This window comes from Streptomyces sp. NPDC055013 (assembly GCF_053608645.1).
The window spans coordinates 63314-77989 of the sequence record NZ_JBSGVW010000012.1 but is presented as its reverse complement, the minus strand read 5'-3'; the positions used below and the strand labels follow the sequence as shown (position 1 = coordinate 77989).

Here is a 14676-nt window from a genome sequence, read left to right as displayed (position 1 = left end):
TCGGCTGCAGGTCGGTGGGGGCTTGTCGCGCAGTTCCCCGCGCCCCTGAAAGGGCGTTGCCCGGACCGGCAAGATCAATGAGCTGCTTCTTCGGGAATGCCCATGCCCGTACGGGTGTTGTGGCGTATGAACACGAGGAGGAGCGGTCACAGTGCTTGATCCGCAGGGTTTGTACGCATGGGAGCCGAAGGGCCTCGCCGTTGTCGACATGGCGCTTGCCCAGGAGTCGGCCGGCCTTGTCATGCTCTACCACTTCGACGGATACATCGACGCGGGTGAGACCGGCGACCAGATCGTCGACGGGCTCCTGGACTCGCTGCCCCACCAGGTCGTCGCCCGCTTCGACCACGACCGGCTGGTGGACTACCGCGCCCGTCGCCCGCTGCTGACGTTCAAGCGCGACCGCTGGGCCGAGTACGAGGATCCCACCATCGAGGTGCGGCTCGTCCAGGACGCCACCGGCGCGCCGTTCCTGCTGTTGTCCGGGCCCGAGCCGGACGTGGAGTGGGAGCGCTTCGCCGCGGCCGTCAAGGAGATCGTGGAGCGGCTCGGGGTGCGCCTCTCGGTGAACTTCCACGGCATCCCGATGGGCGTCCCGCACACCCGCCCGGTCGGCGTCACCCCGCACGGCAACCGCGTCGACCTCGTCCCCGGCCACCGCAGCCCCTTCGACGAGGCACAGGTGCCGGGCAGTGCCGAGTCCCTGGTCGAGTACCGGCTGATGGAGGCCGGGCACGACGTCCTGGGCGTCGCCGCGCACGTCCCGCACTACATCGCCCGCTCCCCGTACCCGGACGCGGCGCTCACCGTCCTGGAGGCGGTCACCGCGGCGACCGGGCTGGTCCTGCCCGGCATCGCGCACTCCCTGCGCACGGACGCCCACCGCACGCAGAACGAGATCGACCGGCAGATCCGCGAGGGCGACGAGGAGCTCACCAACCTCGTGGAGGGCCTGGAGCACCAGTACGACGCGGTCGCGGGCGCGGAGAGCCGGGGCAACATGCTCGCCGAGCCGGTGGACATCCCGTCGGCGGACGAGATCGGGCGGGAGTTCGAGCGGTTCCTGGCGGAGCGGGAAGGCGACAACTGAGGGCCGTCGGCGACGTCGGTCGAGGGGAAAGTCGGCCTGCCCGGTGCTTTGTCAGAGGCAGGCCCTAAGCTTCGGGGCATGCTGAAGGTGGGCCTGACCGGGGGCATCGGAGCCGGTAAGAGCGAGGTGTCGCGGCTGCTCGTGGGCCACGGGGCCGTGCTGATCGACGCGGACCGGATCGCGCGCGAGGTCGTCGCTCCCGGCAGCCCCGGCCTAGCCGCGGTCGTCGACGCCTTCGGCGAGGACGTGCTCACCGAGGACGGCAGCCTGGACCGGCCCAGGCTGGGCTCGATCGTCTTCGCCGACCCCGACCGGCTCGCCGTACTGAACTCGATCGTGCACCCCCTCGTCGGCGCCCGCTCCCGAGAGCTCGAAGAGGCCGCCGCCGAGGACGCCGTCGTCGTCCACGACGTCCCGCTCCTCACGGAGAACGGCCTGGCGCCGCTGTACGACGTGGTGGTCGTCGTCGACGCCGGCCCCGAGACCCAGCTCGACCGGCTCGTCCGGCTGCGCGGTATGACCGAGGAGGACGCACGTGCGCGCATGGCCGCGCAGGCGACGCGTGACAAGCGCCTGGAGATCGCGGACATCGTCATCGACAACGACGTACCACTGGAAGAACTTCAGCGACGCGTGAAGGACGTGTGGGACGAGCTCGTGCGCAGAGCCCACGGGGCCCAGGCGAGCCCTCCGCCCCCCTCGCCGCAGGAATAGCCCCGGCGCGATCGCGCGTTGAACCCTTCCAGTGAGGGAAGGACTTTGCCGTGCCCGAGACCAGCGGATCGCCCGGACGTACTCCGGAGACGCACGTCATCGACTTCCGCGCCGCCGAGCATCTGCTCGCCGCGCGGGATCCGCGGGGCGCGGTGAAGCTGCTCGACGGAGTCATCGCCGCGCACCCGGAGAACACCGCCGCCCGGCTGCTGCGCGCGCGTGCCTTCTTCGCCGCCGCGCAACTGCGGCCCGCCGAGCTGGAGTTCACCATCGTCCTGGAGCGCGAGCCGGACAACGCGTTCGCGCACTTCGCGCTCGCCCGGACCTACGAGCGCCGGGGCCGGCCCGACGAGGCCAAGCGCCACTTCCGGCTGGCGGCCGCGCTCGACCCGAACCCGCAGTACCTCAAGGCGGCACGGTTCGAAGCGTGAGCGGCAACTAGGGGTGGGGATTCTCGGGCGGCCGGTACGGCGGTATGTCACGTCCCGGCTGGTAGTGCGGGCCCTGGCGGATGTGTCTGAGGACCATGGCCATGTCGATCGTGATCACCAGCCACAGCGCCCCGAAAGCCGCCGCCCAGCCGGGGCGTCCCGCGAGCGCAAAGGCGGCGGTACCGAAGATCGCCCACACCACGCCCCACACGCACAGCCAGAAGCGGGCCCGCAGTGCACTGCGCGCTGTCCTGGGCTCACTGCCCGTACGCATCGGGATCATCGCTCCTTCCTGAAACGTACTCCTCGTACTCCACGAAGGGGGCCTCGTGCTGCCGGACACCGATGAACTGGCCGAAAGCCTGCTAGACCTCGGGGTGCCCCACGAGGACATCAACGACCTGGTACGGATGGGCCGACGGGTGACGGACGACCCGGAGCTGCGGCAGTTCCTGGAGCGGTCCGTCGACGAGCTCGTCCGGGGGATCGGGGAGGTCGGCGGCCCGGTCGACCTGCCGGACCTCGACTGGGCCTCGGGGCCCCTGCGGCGCTGCATCCCCGTGTACGTGTTCGTCGCGGCGCTGCCGTCCACACGTGCCTACCACCGGGAGCGAGGCATCCCCGCCGATGTCTCCCGGCGCACCCTCGCGGACCTCGGGCGGAACATGGCCGTGCACCGCAGACGGCATGGCCGGACGGGTGTGCAGGCACCGTGGTGGCTCGTCCACCACTTCCGGGGCGAGCTGTACCAGCTGGGGCGGCTGCAGTTCGAGCGGGCACGGCTCGGACAGCGTGCGGGGACGCGGCTCGCGGCGGCCGGGCTCGACGTGGGCCCCGACTCGGGCTGTCTCAACGTGCACATCCCCGACTTCCTCGGGCCGCTGTCACCGGCCGCGGTCGACCGGTCCCTGTCACTGGCCCGGGAGTTCTTCGCCGTGCACTTTCCGCAGGAGCGGTACGAGGTGGCGACCTGCCACTCCTGGCTGCTGGACCCGCAGCTCAGGAAGTACCTGCCCGGGGACTCCAACATCGTGCGCTTCCAGGAGCGTTTCCGCATCGCCCACGAGGACCGGGAGCAGGCCGACAGCGAGCCGGTCCAGTTCGTCTTCGGCGACCCGGAGCTGTCGGTCGAGAGCCTGCCGCGGCGCACGGCCGTGGAGCGGGCCGTCGGGGACCACCTGCGGGCGGGCGGTCACTGGTACGTGGGGCATGGGTGGCTGCCGTTCGACGGGTGCGGGTGAAATTCTTCGTACGGCGATGACGAATTGCCGTCCTACGGCGATGAGTTCCGCAATCGGGCCCGGTCTACCTCTCCGACAGCATCACGGAACGCTTCACCCAGGAGACCCCCATGTCCCAGACCGCCGCCTCCGTCACCACCGCCGCCTCCGCCACGGCCCCCACGTCCGGCACCGTCATCGCCGAGTCCGCGACCCCGCGCGGCCGCCGCGCCCGCATCGCCCTGCGCGGCCTGCAGATCCTGCTCGCCCTGTTCTACGGGATCGCGAGCGCGCTGCCCAAGCTGATCGCGCACCCGTCGGCCACCGAAGGCTTCGACGAGCTCGGCTGGGGCAGCGCGGGGATGTACACCATCGGCGCGCTCGAACTGGCCGGGGCCATAGCGCTGTTGATCCCGGTGCTGCAGTCGGTGGCGGCGATGGCGCTGAGCGCGCTGATGGTCGGCGCGTTCGTTGTCACGATCACCGCCTTCGGCGGCGAGAACGCGGCGACACCGGTCATCCTCATCGTGCCCCTCGCCCTGATCGCCTGGGCCCGGCGGCGTTCGAACGCGGATCTGCTGCGGCTGGTACGACGACGCGCCTGACGGGTTGGCTGTGCACCCGCGCGCAACGACCTCGGTGGCGTCCGGCCCGGCCTTCCCGGCCTGCCGGACGCCACCGTCGTCTGTCACCGTCCGCGCGGTCCTTCCGCGCCGCCGCCCATGAGTCCGCGGAGTCGTTCCAGCTCGCGGCGGTCCCGCTTGGTCGGGCGGCCCGTGCCGCGGTCGCGGATGCCCGCCGGGGCGACGGCCTCGCGCGGCGGGGGAGGGGGCGAGTTGTCGACGTAGCACTGAAGCGCCACCGGTGCGCCGACCCGCTTGCGGATCAGATGCTTGACGATGACGATCCGCTCCCGGTTCTCCTGGCGCAGGCGAACCTCGTCGCCGATGCGCAGGGAGTGCGAGGGCTTCACGTTCTGGCCGTTCACGCGCACATGCCCGCCCTTGCAGGCGGTGGCGCCCATGGAGCGGGTCTTGACCAGGCGTACGGCCCAGATCCAGCTGTCGATCCGTACGGACTCGCCGCTCTGCGCACCGGCGGCCTCGGCCGCGGCCACGGCGGCGGCGATCTGCGGGTCGACGGCCTGCTGCGTGTCGGCCGTGTCCGGCTGCCCCTCGGCCGTGCCGCCGGCCTTCTCCTCGTCATCCTCGGAAGCCATGCCTCGACCTTAGTCCCGTCCCGGCGCCCGCAGTGCCCGCACGCAGTCCCCGCCCGCAGTCCCCGTACGGGGCCGCGGCGGCTTTACGGTGGAGCTGTGGACGCACTGGCCGATCTCGACCGCACCATCGCGGGCTGCCGGGCCTGCCCACGGCTGGTCGACTGGCGTGAGGAAGTGGCCCGCACGAAGCGCGCCGCCTTCGCCGACCAGACGTACTGGGGCCGCCCGGTGCCCGGCTTCGGCCCGCCGGACGCCCGGCTGCTGATCATCGGGCTCGCCCCGGCCGCGCACGGGGGCAACCGCACCGGCCGGATGTTCACCGGGGACCGCTCCGGAGACGTGCTCTACCAGGCGTTGTACGACGTGGGCCTCGCCTCGCAGCCCACGTCGGTCGCCGTCGACGACGGCCTCGAACTGTACGGCGTGCGCGTCACGGCCCCCGTGCACTGTGCGCCGCCCGCCAACAAACCCACGCCCGATGAGCGCGAGACCTGCCGTTCCTGGCTGGTGCGGGAGCTGAGGCTGCTGCGCCCGACCGTGCGGGCTGTCGTCGTACTGGGCGCCTTCGGCTGGCAGGCGACCCTGCCCGCGCTGGTGGAGGCGGGGTGGAGCGTGCCCAGGCCGCGGCCGGCGTTCGCGCACGGGGCGCGGGTCCCGCTGGACGGCGCCGGCGGGCGCGACGGGCTCGACCTCTTCGGATGCTTCCACGTCAGCCAGCGCAACACCTTCACCGGCAGACTCACACCCGAGATGCTGCGGGACGTGCTGCGTGCGGCGGCGGAGGCGGCCGGCCTGAAATGAGGGGCGGGGCCGGTCGGGCCGTCGATACGGTGCCCGGATGACGCTCTACCCGGAGATCGAACCGTACGACCACGGCATGCTCGACGTCGGCGACGGCAACCACGTCCACTGGGAGACCTGCGGGAACCCGCACGGCAAGCCCGCGCTCGTGCTGCACGGCGGGCCGGGCTCCGGCTGCACCCCGTACTTCCGGCGGCTGTTCGATCCGGCCGCCTACCGGATCGTGCTGCTGGACCAGCGCGGGTGCGGGCGTTCGACACCGCACGCCAGCGCGTACGAGACCGACATGAGCGTGAACACGACGGCCCATCTCATCGCCGACCTGGAGCTGCTGCGCGGGCACCTGGGGGTTGATCGGTGGCTGGTGTGGGGCGTGTCGTGGGGGTCCGTGCTGGGGCTGCGGTATGCGCAGACGCATCCGGGGGCCGTGTCCGAGCTGGTGCTGACCGGGGTCGCCACCGGTTCGAACCCTGAAGTGGCCCTGCTGACCAGGGGATTGGGGCGGATCTTCCCGGCGGCGTTCGAGCGGTTCGTGGGTGAGCTGCCGCCCGGGGAGCGCAAGGGCAACCTCGCCGCGGCGTACAACAGGCTGATCGAGTCGCCCGACCCCGGCATGCGGGCGCGTGCGGCGCGGGCCTGGACGGACTGGGAGACGGCGTGCGTCCCCGCCCCGCCCCGGTCGGTCCCGCGGTACGAGGACGAGCGGTTCCGTATGGGTTTCGCCCGTACCGTCACGCACTACTTCGGCAACGACCACTTCCTGGGGGAGGACAACGACGAGGGTGTCGTCCTGCGGGACGCCCCGCAGCTGAAGGGCATCCCCGGCACCCTCGTCCAGGGCAGCCTCGACTTCGGCAACCTGCTCGGGACCGTGTGGCGGCTCCATCAGGCCTGGTCCGGCAGCGAGTTGGCCGTCATCCACGACGTGGGGCACGACGCGGGGGCACCGACCGTGGTGGCGGCGCTGGTGGCGGCGACGGACAAGTACGCGGGACGCTAGCGGGCCTTGCCGCCCTCGGCCTCTCCGAAGAGGTGGCGGACCGTCGAGCGGTAGTTGGCCTGCACATGGGTGAGCGTGTGGGCGCGGGCGCGCTCGGGGTCGCCGGAGGCGATGGCCTCGTACAGGTCCTGGTGTTCGGTGAGGAGCTGGGGCCACTCCTCGTTCTGCCGGGTGAGCCAGCGCAGGCGGCCGTCGACCGGTTCCATGACCGAGGTCAGCAGGCTGTTGCCCGCCATGGCGAGGATCCGGTTGTGGAACCGGGTGTTGACGTCGGTGATCTTCTCGGCGTCCCCGGCCTCGGTCGCGCTCGCCGCGGCGCGCAGCAGTTCCCGCAGATCGGCGAGGTCCTCCGGCGTCGCCCGTGACGCCGCAAGTCCGGCCGCGTACACCTCCAGCGCCTCGCGCAGCTCGAAGAGTTCCTTGACGTCGGCGGGGCTCAACCGCCGTACGACTGTCCGGCGGGGTGTCTCGAAGTGGACGAACCCCTCGGCGACCAACGCGCGGATCGCCTCGCGGACCGGCACCCGGGAGACCCCGAAGCGGTCGGCCAGCTCGCGCTCGACCAGTCGATCGCCCGGAAGCAGGCGGCCCGCGATGATGTCCTGCCGCAGCGTGGCCAGGACGCGCTCGCGGACCGCCCCGAGCGGTTCGATCTTCGTCATGGGCCCATCTTCGCCGACTCCGAGGCTGTTTTACGGAGCGTTAACAGCAGCGATATCTGTCCGAACGGTTGACGGGAGGACCATGAGCGCAGTTTGGTATACCAAACGCGTTGCCAAGTGACCGGAAAATAGCCAAGCGACCGGAAAGCAGCCCTCCTCCCGTCCCCTCCCTCCTGGAGGCCCCGTGTCCCTCGCCGACCGTGCCGAAGCCACCGGCACACCAGCGTTCGTCCCCGATCCCCGGCTCACCAACGAAGACCTCGCGCCCGCCGGCAAGCGCAACTGGAAGGTCTTCGACCTCTTCGCCCTGTGGATGTCCGACGTCCACAACCTCGGCAACTACACCTTCGCGGCCGGTCTGCTGGTCCTCGGCATGAATGTTTGGCAGGTCTTCACCTCCCTGCTCGTCGGCTTCGTCCTCATCTACGTCGGCATGAACTGGATGGGGAAGATCGGCCAGCGCCATGGCGTCCCGTTCCCCGTCGTCAGCCGCATCAGCTTCGGCGTCTGGGGCGCCAACATCCCGGCGCTGATCAGGGCCGTGATCGCCATCATGTGGTACGGCATCCAGACCTATCTCGCCTCTGTCGCCGTGAACGTGATGCTGCTGGCCGCCTGGCCCGGCCTGGAGTCCTGGACGCACAGCTCCTTCCTGGGCCTGCACGCGCTCGGCTGGGTGTCGTTCCTTTCCCTGTGGCTGATCCAGGCGCTGATCATCAGCCGGGGCATGGAGTCGGTGCGCAAGTTCCAGGACTTCTGCGGCCCGGCGATCTGGGTGGTGATGATCGCGCTGGCGGTCTGGATCCTGGCCAAGGCCGGCTGGACGATCTCGCTCACCAGCACCCCGCACCCGGTCTCCGTCGGAGAGCAGTGGCGGCAGTGGTTCGGCGCGATCGGCCTGATCCTCGCCACGTACGGCACGCTGATGCTCAACTTCTGCGACTTCTCGCGCTTCGCACCGGACTACCGGACGGTGCGGAAGGGCAACTTCTGGGGCCTGCCCATCAACTCCACCGCCTTCGTGGTCGTCTCGGTGATCGTCACGGCCGGTTCGCTGGAGGTGTTCGGCGAGGCCATCACGGATCCGGCGGAGCTGGTGGCGAAGGTCGGCAACACCTGGGTCCTCGTGCTTGCCGCCCTGACGTTCGCCATCGCCACGATGGGCGTCAACATCGTCGCCAACTTCGTCTCGCCGGCGTACGACCTCGCCAACGTCTGGCCGCAGAAGATCACCTTCAAGGTCGGCGGCATGATCAGCACGGTGGCTGCGCTCGTGGTCACGCCGTGGAATCTCTTCTCGAACCCCACGGTCGTCAACTACTTCCTGGGCGGTCTCGGCGCCTTTCTGGGCCCGCTGTTCGGTGTGATCATGGTCGACTACTACCTGGTGAAGCACGGCCGGGTGGATGTGAACGAGCTGTTCTCCGCCGAGCCGGGTTCGCGCTACTACTACCGCAAGGGCGTCAATCCCAAGGCGCTGTGGGCGTTCCTGCCGGCGGCGGGGGTCGCGGCGGTGCTGGCGCTGGTGAAGGCGTTCAGCGATGTGGCGCCGTACTCCTGGTTCATCGGGACGGCGATGGCGGCGGTGCTGTATCTGGTGCTGTGCCGCGATGAGCGGGCCGAGTCCGAGGCCGCCGCGGGGTCCGTGGCGCGGGAGGTCTGAAGGACGTGCGGATCGTCGTCACCAACTGCAACACCACGCAGGAGATGACCGAGGAAATCGTAAGAGGTGCCCGGGCCGCCGCAGGCCCGGGCACCACCGTGCTCGGACTGACCCCCGGGTGGGGGCCCGCGTCGGCCGAGGGCTGGCTCGACAGCTACCTCTCGGCCGCGGCGGTGATGGACGCGCTGCGGAGGTACGAGGGTCCCGCCTACGACGCGGTCGTCATGGCCGGTTTCGGGGAGCACGGGCGCGAAGGCGTCCGGGAGCTGGTGGACGTACCGGTCGTCGACATCACGGAGGCGGCCGCGCACCTGGCCTGTCTGCTCGGGCGCCGGTACGGGGTGGTGACCACGCTGGAGCGCTCGTGCGGGCAGATCGAGGACAGTCTCGAGACGGCCGGGGTGGGCCGCAACTGCGTCGCCGTGATCGGTACGGGGCTCGGAGTGCTGGAACTGGAGGACGCCGAACGCACCGAGTCCGCCTTCCTGGCGGCCGCCGAACGGGCGCGGGACGCGGGTGCGGAGGTGTTGGTGCTGGGCTGTGCCGGGATGACCGGGCTGCAGCGGGTCATGGGGGAGAAGCTGGGGGTTCCGGTGGTCGACGGGGTGGGAGCGGCTGTGAAACTCGCCGAGTCGCTGGTGGAGTTGGGGTTGAGGACGAGCCGGGTCGGGGGATATGCGCGGCCGTTGCCCAAGCGGCGGGTGTGGGGGCGGACGCAGGAGTGATCACCGGGAATCGGGTCGGCCGGGCTGCCAGACGTACCGCACGTCCGGCTCCTGCTCCTCGTTCCCGCTGCCGTCCGTGTACTCGGCGGCGACGAAGCCGTGGCGCTCGTAGAAGCGGTGGGCGGGCTTGTTGACCTGGAAGGTCCACAGGCTCAGCCCGTCCGGTCGGCGCCGCTTGGCGAGGTCGACGAGACGGTCGCCGATGCCCCGGCCGCGCCAGTCGGGGTCCAGGTAGAGCTGGGAGAGCTGGCCGGCGTCGAGGACCATGAGGCCGACGACCCGGTCGGCGGCCTCGGCGACCCAGGTCTCCCTGAGCAGCACCACCACCTCCCGGAAGTAGGTCCGCACGTCGTCGTCGGAGCGCGGCCGGACGACCGTCGGCAGCGCGGCGGCGAACGACCGCAGCCAGACGTCGGCCACGGCACCGGCATCGGTGGGCCTGGCACGGCGGAGCGCTACGGGAGTCATGAGAGCGGCCCCTCCGGAACGGTGGCCGTGGCCGTGATCTCCACCAACTGCCCCGTGTATCCGAGGCAGGCCACCCCGAGCAGCGTCGATGAGTGCGGACCGACGCTCAACCCGGATGCCTCGACGACCTCCCAGACGGCGGACAGCACAGCCGGCTCCCCGCTCACGACGTACACCTCGGCCGCCAGGACGTGCGCCAAGTCGCTCCCGATCGACTCCAGTTGCACCTCGAGGTTCGCGATCACCTGCTCGGCCTGCCGCACCGGGTCTCCTGCACCGACGAGGTTCCCGTCGCGGTCGAGAGGCACGGAACCGGCGAGGAAGGCGAGCCTCGTGCCGGCTTCGACGACGGAGGCGTGGGAGTAGGTGGGGGGTGGGAAGAGGGCGGGGGAGGTGACGCGTCGGATCATGGGAGCTCCTGGGCGGGTGCTGCGCGGTCGGCGGTCAATCTGCCGATCATGCGCGCCCCCGCCCCTCGTCGCATCCGAATATCCCCGCGTCCGCGCCGTCACCTCATGGAGCGAGCCGGTAGGCGTTCGTGATCGTCTCGCGCATGGTGTTGCCGCCCCTGTCCTTCAAGTCCACCCGGAAGGACACGGCCTTGGCGGTCGCCGGGTGCTTCACGCTCACCGAGCGCGCTCCGTTCGCGCCCGTCGTCACGGTGAGCGGCTTCCAGGTCCGGCCGCCGTCGTAGGAGACGTGCACGGTCAGCGCGGCGACCTGCCCGGCGGTGGCGGCCGCGCCGCTCACCTTCAGCGGCACCGTGAGCGTGCTGCCCGCCGGAGCGGTCCCCTTCAGGCTCAGCTTCGGCGCGAGCCGTACCGTCGACAGCGGCAGTCTCGCCGTGCCGTCCGATGCCGGCCGCGCCGAGGTGAACGTCCACACCCCGGCCACCTTCGTGCTGGTGGAGGTGTCCTCGGCGGAGCGGCTCGCCTCGACCGTCAGGCGGTACGGGGCGGAGGCGGCGGGAACCTCGGCGCCCACATGGTCCGTGGGCGGGGCCTCGGCGAGGATCCGGCCGCCGGATTCCAGCCGGGCGAAGCCGCCGGTGACGATCGAGGACCCCGGGTTGCCGCTGCCGTCGTTGAACAGCGGGACCCTGGCGCTGATGTAGTCGCCGGTCCGCTCGGCGCCCTGCTGTTCGGGGCTCCCCGCCGCGAGATCGGGGCCGACCACACCGGTGTTGAACCTCAGCGTGTGGCTGGAGCCCGGTTTGTAGGCCACCCACTCCTTCGTGTACTGCATGCGCTCCTCGCCGCGGGCGTTGAGCTGCGTGGCGGTCCAGGACCATCGCACGCCGGTCGTGCTGAGGTACTGCGTGCCGGCCTGCGGCAGCTTCAGCTCCAGCGGTTCCGGTGTGCTGACGGTCCGTCCGCGCTCGTCCATCGGCGTGATGTGGACCTGGCCTCTGGTCCCGGTGACGGAGGCGCCGAAGCCGAGCTTCACCTCGGCGACGTCGGCCCTGGTGACGGAGCGGGTCAGGCCGGTGAAGAAGGTGCCCTTGCGGTTGAAGGCGAACCGGTAGTCGACGTTCTTGCCTGCCGCGCCGGGGTTCTTCCACACCCCGATGAACTGGGCACGCATCGTGTCGGACGCCGGGCCGAGGGCGGCGGTGCGCATCGGCGGTACGCCGCTGCTGGACCAGGCGTTGGACACGTCTGCGGCCTCGTCGTCGTACCCGACGGTGGAGGTGACGAGCTTCGCGGCCGGGTCCGGGGCCTTCACGGCGAAGGGCTTCGCCTTGCGGGAGTCGAGGGTGACCGTGACGTCCCCGGCCACCTTCAGAACCGGCTGGACGAAGAAGCCCACCTCGTTGTCCTCGGCGAAGACCAGGCTCTCCAGCTGGTAGGAGCCCTTGGGGAGCCGCTGGACCACCGTGCCGTTCGCGCTGTACGGGAGCTCCACGCGGTCGCCGGGCCCGCCGATGGGGGCGATCAGCGTCGAGTAGGTGCCCGGGGCCGCCCCGTCGGCATCGATGTGCCGCACCCTGACGTCGTACGACTCCACCTCCCGGTCGACCACCAGACCGGTGCGTACCTCCTGGCCGGCTCCCGACGCCAGTACGGTGCCGCCGAAGACGCCGTCGACGGTGCCCTTGCGGGTGTCGGCGGTGACGGTGGTTTTCGCGGTGCCGCCGGCCGGAACGGTGAGCTGGGCGTCCTTGACGGTGAACATGCCGTCCGGGGCCGGGCGGCCCGCCGGGTCGACCCCGGAAGCACTCAGCCGCAGGGTGACGGCCTGGGTGCCGTAGTTGCGGTAAGTGAGGGTCTTGGAGGCCGGCTTGTCGTCGGCGTGCGGCCAGGCGTGCGTGCCGAAGCCGAGGGAGCCGGGCTGGGCGACGATGGTGGCCGTGGCGGCGCGTGCCAAGTCCACCCGGCCTGCGCCCTGCTGGTGGGCGTTCAGCTGCGGGTTCGGCGTTGCCGAACCGGTCAGGAGCCCCTTCAGCCGGGCCCCGCTCCAGTCCGGGTGCTGCTGGAGCACCAGCGCGGCGGCGCCCGCGACGTGTGGGGTGGCCATCGACGTGCCGGAGTTCGGAACGTAGTCCTCACCCGGGGGCAGCTCGCTCTGCGTGGTCAGGGCGGCGGTGATGTCCACGCCGGGGCCGGTGATGTCCGGCTTGGGTGTGCCGTCGAGGTTCGGGCCGCGGCTGGAGAAGTCGGCGATCTGTTCCTGTTTGTCCACGGCGCCGACGGTGAGCGCCGCGGAGGCGCTGCCGGGCGACCAGACCGTGTGGGGCCCGTCGCCCGAGTTACCCGCCGCCGCCACGAACAGGGCCTTGTCGGAGAGCCGGGCGATGGCTTCCTCCTTCGGGTCGACCCCCGGGGTGTCGACGGAGCCCAGACTCAGGTTGACGATCTTCGCGCCCTGGTCGACGGCCCATTGCATGCCGGCGACGATGCTCGAGGTGGATCCCAGGTTGTCGTCGTCCAGCACCTTGCCGTCCAGCAGCTTCACACCGGGCGCCACGCCCGTGTGGCGGCCGCCGGACTTCGCGCCGCTCCCGGCGATGATGGAGGCTACGTGCGTACCGTGCCCGAAGCGGTCCTTGACGTCGGGGGAGTCGCTGAAGTTCCTCTGGGCTGTCTCGACGCCCTTGAGGTCCGGGTGGGTCTCGTCCACGCCCGAGTCCAGGACCGCCACCGTGACGCCCTTGCCGGTGAAGCCCGACTTCCACATGGCGGGCGCACCGATCTGCGGCACGCTCTCGGCCAGGGCGCCCCGGACCCTCGCGTCCAGCCAGACGTGGGCGATGGGTCGCGCGGGGGTGGCCGTACCGCCTGCCGTACGCGCCGCAGAGCGGTTTGTGACGGCCGCCCACAGTGCCGGGGCACCGGTCTTGACCGCCGCGAAGGCCTCGCCGCCCACCGCGGGCAGGGCACGGCGCTCGCGGACGGCGACGGCCGCGAACGGGTCGCCGGCCGCCAAGTCCCTTGCACCGTCCTGCCGGTAGCCGACGATCAGCGGCAGCGTGGTGCGGTGTGCGTCGTCGTACCCGTCCTTGACCAGCTGGGCGACGTCGAAGAGCTGCCGGTCGAGCACGCCGTCGGCGACCAGGCGCAGGGCATCCTGCGGGACGACGTACGTGTGGCCGGCCTCGCGCCGCACCGAGAAGCCGATCTTCTCGCGGCCCTTGCCCCGCACGAGCCGGACCACCTGACCGTCGGAGCCGACGACCACGCGGTCGCCGGTGATCAACGTGACGGTCGCCGATGGCTTCGCCTTCGCCCGGGCCTTCGTCCCGTCCTGCGCGGCGGACCCGACGGCCTGCGCCGGCTGACCGCCAGCCGATAACGCCCCCGTGACCAGCGTCCCGGCAACCACGGCGGCCAGTGCCGCCGTTCTCGCGCGTGCTGTGAACCCCACTCGCGTTCCCCCGCCCTCGTGTGCATGCCAACGCGTTCTCCGGTATCACGCACATGGGGCGGGATCGGTTCTCCGGGGAGAGCGAGGGAGCTCCCCGGCTACCGCGCCACGCGGTAGCGGAGGTAGACGACCTTCGAGTTGAAGGTGCGGGTCTCGGCGAGTTCCAGATCCACCCGGCGTTCGTGCTGGGGAAAGAACGGAATGCCACCGCCGACCAGTACCGGGTGGACCCGGGCCCGGTACTCGTCGATCAGATCCGCCGCGGCCGCCTCGGCGGCGAGCGTCGCCCCGCCGATCGCGATGTCGCCCTCCCCGGGCTCGGCCCGCAACCGCTCGATCTCCTCCGCCAGACTGCCGGAGGCCAGACGGGCGTTGCCCTGCACCGCCGACAGCGTGGTGGAGAACACCACCTTCGGGAGCGCCTTCCAGAGCGCGGCAAAATCCAGCGTGGAGAACTCGAGCGCCGGGTGCTGGTCGGCGGTCTCCCAGTACAGCATCGTCTCGTACAGCCGGCGGCCCAGCAGATGGACGCCGACCCCACGGATCTCGTCGACGGAGAGACGGAAGACGTCCTCGGTGACGGCCGTCCAGTTGAAGCCGCCGTCCGGCCCCACGATGTAGCCGTCGAGCGAGACGCCCATCGAGTAGGTCACGCTGCGCATCAGAAGTCCTCCTCGCTGACGGGTCGACAGTACGACCGCCGACCGCCGGGTACAGCAGAACTCACCGCCCGTAGTTGCGTTCATAAAGAACATGGCGTTTCCACGCATCGTCACATCCCCGAAACCTCGGCGTCCCACAGCCTCCAAGAGCTCGCCC

At 71.0% G+C, this 14676-nt stretch carries 16 protein-coding genes; 9 read left to right on the top strand and 7 right to left on the bottom strand.

Annotated elements, in window-relative coordinates; translation table 11 throughout:
- Positions 1-151 precede the first annotated feature (151 nt).
- From ACWGDB_RS17600 to ACWGDB_RS17590, 3 genes are all read left to right on the top strand, one after another.
- A complete protein-coding gene (locus tag ACWGDB_RS17600; protein WP_453823256.1) occupies positions 152-1090 on the top strand; it encodes a PAC2 family protein in 939 nt (312 codons plus the stop codon).
- 78 nt (positions 1091-1168) lie between these two features.
- Entirely contained in the window at positions 1169-1804 is a 636-nt protein-coding gene (coaE, locus tag ACWGDB_RS17595; protein WP_453823255.1) for a dephospho-CoA kinase, read from the top strand.
- A gap of 50 nt (positions 1805-1854) precedes the next feature.
- Positions 1855-2235, top strand: coding sequence for a tetratricopeptide repeat protein (locus tag ACWGDB_RS17590; protein ID WP_328428450.1), 381 nt, complete (start codon positions 1855-1857; stop codon positions 2233-2235).
- 7 nt (positions 2236-2242) lie between these two features.
- On the opposite strand, the gene ACWGDB_RS17585 is transcribed toward ACWGDB_RS17590, so the two are convergent.
- Positions 2243-2518, bottom strand: a complete 276-nt coding sequence (locus ACWGDB_RS17585; RefSeq protein ID WP_453823254.1) for a DUF6343 family protein — start codon at positions 2516-2518, stop codon at positions 2243-2245.
- A gap of 46 nt (positions 2519-2564) precedes the next feature.
- On the opposite strand from ACWGDB_RS17585, the gene ACWGDB_RS17580 reads away from it, so the two are divergent.
- The gene (locus tag ACWGDB_RS17580) at positions 2565-3476 is read left to right on the top strand and encodes an acyltransferase domain-containing protein (protein WP_453823253.1); all 912 of its coding nucleotides are present in this window, start codon (positions 2565-2567) and stop codon (positions 3474-3476) included.
- Positions 3477-3586: 110 nt separating this feature from the next.
- The gene (locus ACWGDB_RS17575) at positions 3587-4060 is read left to right on the top strand and encodes a DoxX family protein (protein ID WP_453823252.1); all 474 of its coding nucleotides are present in this window, start codon (positions 3587-3589) and stop codon (positions 4058-4060) included.
- Between the two features lie 83 nt (positions 4061-4143).
- Here ACWGDB_RS17575 and ACWGDB_RS17570 read toward each other — a convergent pair whose 3' ends face one another.
- Positions 4144-4674 carry an RNA-binding S4 domain-containing protein gene (locus ACWGDB_RS17570; protein ID WP_453823251.1) on the bottom strand — a complete coding sequence of 177 codons (531 nt, stop codon included), beginning with the start codon at positions 4672-4674 and terminating at the stop codon, positions 4144-4146.
- A gap of 96 nt (positions 4675-4770) precedes the next feature.
- Between ACWGDB_RS17570 and ACWGDB_RS17565 the strand changes: the two genes are divergently transcribed.
- Positions 4771-5475 carry a uracil-DNA glycosylase gene (locus tag ACWGDB_RS17565; RefSeq protein WP_453823250.1) on the top strand — a complete coding sequence of 235 codons (705 nt, stop codon included), beginning with the start codon at positions 4771-4773 and terminating at the stop codon, positions 5473-5475.
- Between the two features lie 37 nt (positions 5476-5512).
- Complete coding sequence (gene pip, locus ACWGDB_RS17560; RefSeq protein WP_453823249.1) at positions 5513-6475, top strand: prolyl aminopeptidase; 963 nt, start codon at positions 5513-5515, stop codon at positions 6473-6475.
- Here pip and ACWGDB_RS17555 read toward each other — a convergent pair.
- A complete protein-coding gene (locus ACWGDB_RS17555; RefSeq protein ID WP_383596902.1) occupies positions 6472-7137 on the bottom strand; it encodes a GntR family transcriptional regulator in 666 nt (221 codons plus the stop codon). The two genes, pip and ACWGDB_RS17555, sit on opposite strands and share 4 nt — an antisense overlap.
- Before the next feature lie 184 nt (positions 7138-7321).
- Here ACWGDB_RS17555 and ACWGDB_RS17550 point away from each other — a divergent pair, with 184 nt between their 5' ends.
- Positions 7322-8800, top strand: a complete 1479-nt coding sequence (locus ACWGDB_RS17550) for an NCS1 family nucleobase:cation symporter-1 (RefSeq protein WP_453823248.1) — start codon at positions 7322-7324, stop codon at positions 8798-8800.
- Between the two features lie 5 nt (positions 8801-8805).
- Positions 8806-9525, top strand: coding sequence for an aspartate/glutamate racemase family protein (locus ACWGDB_RS17545; protein ID WP_453823247.1), 720 nt, complete (start codon positions 8806-8808; stop codon positions 9523-9525).
- Here the strand turns inward: ACWGDB_RS17545 and ACWGDB_RS17540 are convergent, their stop codons facing one another.
- From ACWGDB_RS17540 to ACWGDB_RS17525, 4 genes are all read right to left on the bottom strand, one after another.
- Positions 9526-9993, bottom strand: a complete 468-nt coding sequence (locus ACWGDB_RS17540; protein ID WP_453823246.1) for an N-acetyltransferase family protein — start codon at positions 9991-9993, stop codon at positions 9526-9528. It abuts the gene before it with no gap.
- Positions 9990-10403 (bottom strand): RidA family protein, encoded by a 414-nt coding sequence (locus ACWGDB_RS17535; RefSeq protein ID WP_453823245.1) that lies wholly within the window; start codon positions 10401-10403, stop codon positions 9990-9992. Before ACWGDB_RS17535 ends, ACWGDB_RS17540 begins: the two co-directional genes overlap by 4 nt.
- Before the next feature lie 103 nt (positions 10404-10506).
- Positions 10507-13857 carry a S8 family peptidase gene (locus ACWGDB_RS17530; RefSeq protein ID WP_453823244.1) on the bottom strand — a complete coding sequence of 1117 codons (3351 nt, stop codon included), beginning with the start codon at positions 13855-13857 and terminating at the stop codon, positions 10507-10509.
- Between the two features lie 98 nt (positions 13858-13955).
- Complete coding sequence (locus tag ACWGDB_RS17525) at positions 13956-14519, bottom strand: dihydrofolate reductase family protein (protein WP_453823243.1); 564 nt, start codon at positions 14517-14519, stop codon at positions 13956-13958.
- Positions 14520-14676 lie beyond the last annotated feature (157 nt).

What these genes read in the sequence shown, in the direction of transcription:
- coaE (WP_453823255.1), top strand. Translation starts at nt 1,169, where the DNA reads ATGCTGAAGGTGGGCCTGACCGGGGGCATCGGAGCCGGTAAGAGCGAG.
- ACWGDB_RS17585 (WP_453823254.1), bottom strand. Translation starts at nt 2,518, where the DNA reads ATGATCCCGATGCGTACGGGCAGTGAGCCCAGGACAGCGCGCAGTGCA.
- ACWGDB_RS17575 (WP_453823252.1), top strand. Translation starts at nt 3,587, where the DNA reads ATGTCCCAGACCGCCGCCTCCGTCACCACCGCCGCCTCCGCCACGGCC.
- ACWGDB_RS17570 (WP_453823251.1), bottom strand. Translation starts at nt 4,674, where the DNA reads ATGGCTTCCGAGGATGACGAGGAGAAGGCCGGCGGCACGGCCGAGGGG.
- pip (WP_453823249.1), top strand. Translation starts at nt 5,513, where the DNA reads ATGACGCTCTACCCGGAGATCGAACCGTACGACCACGGCATGCTCGAC.
- ACWGDB_RS17555 (WP_383596902.1), bottom strand. Translation starts at nt 7,137, where the DNA reads ATGACGAAGATCGAACCGCTCGGGGCGGTCCGCGAGCGCGTCCTGGCC.
- ACWGDB_RS17540 (WP_453823246.1), bottom strand. Translation starts at nt 9,993, where the DNA reads ATGACTCCCGTAGCGCTCCGCCGTGCCAGGCCCACCGATGCCGGTGCC.
- ACWGDB_RS17535 (WP_453823245.1), bottom strand. Translation starts at nt 10,403, where the DNA reads ATGATCCGACGCGTCACCTCCCCCGCCCTCTTCCCACCCCCCACCTAC.
- ACWGDB_RS17525 (WP_453823243.1), bottom strand. Translation starts at nt 14,519, where the DNA reads ATGCGCAGCGTGACCTACTCGATGGGCGTCTCGCTCGACGGCTACATC.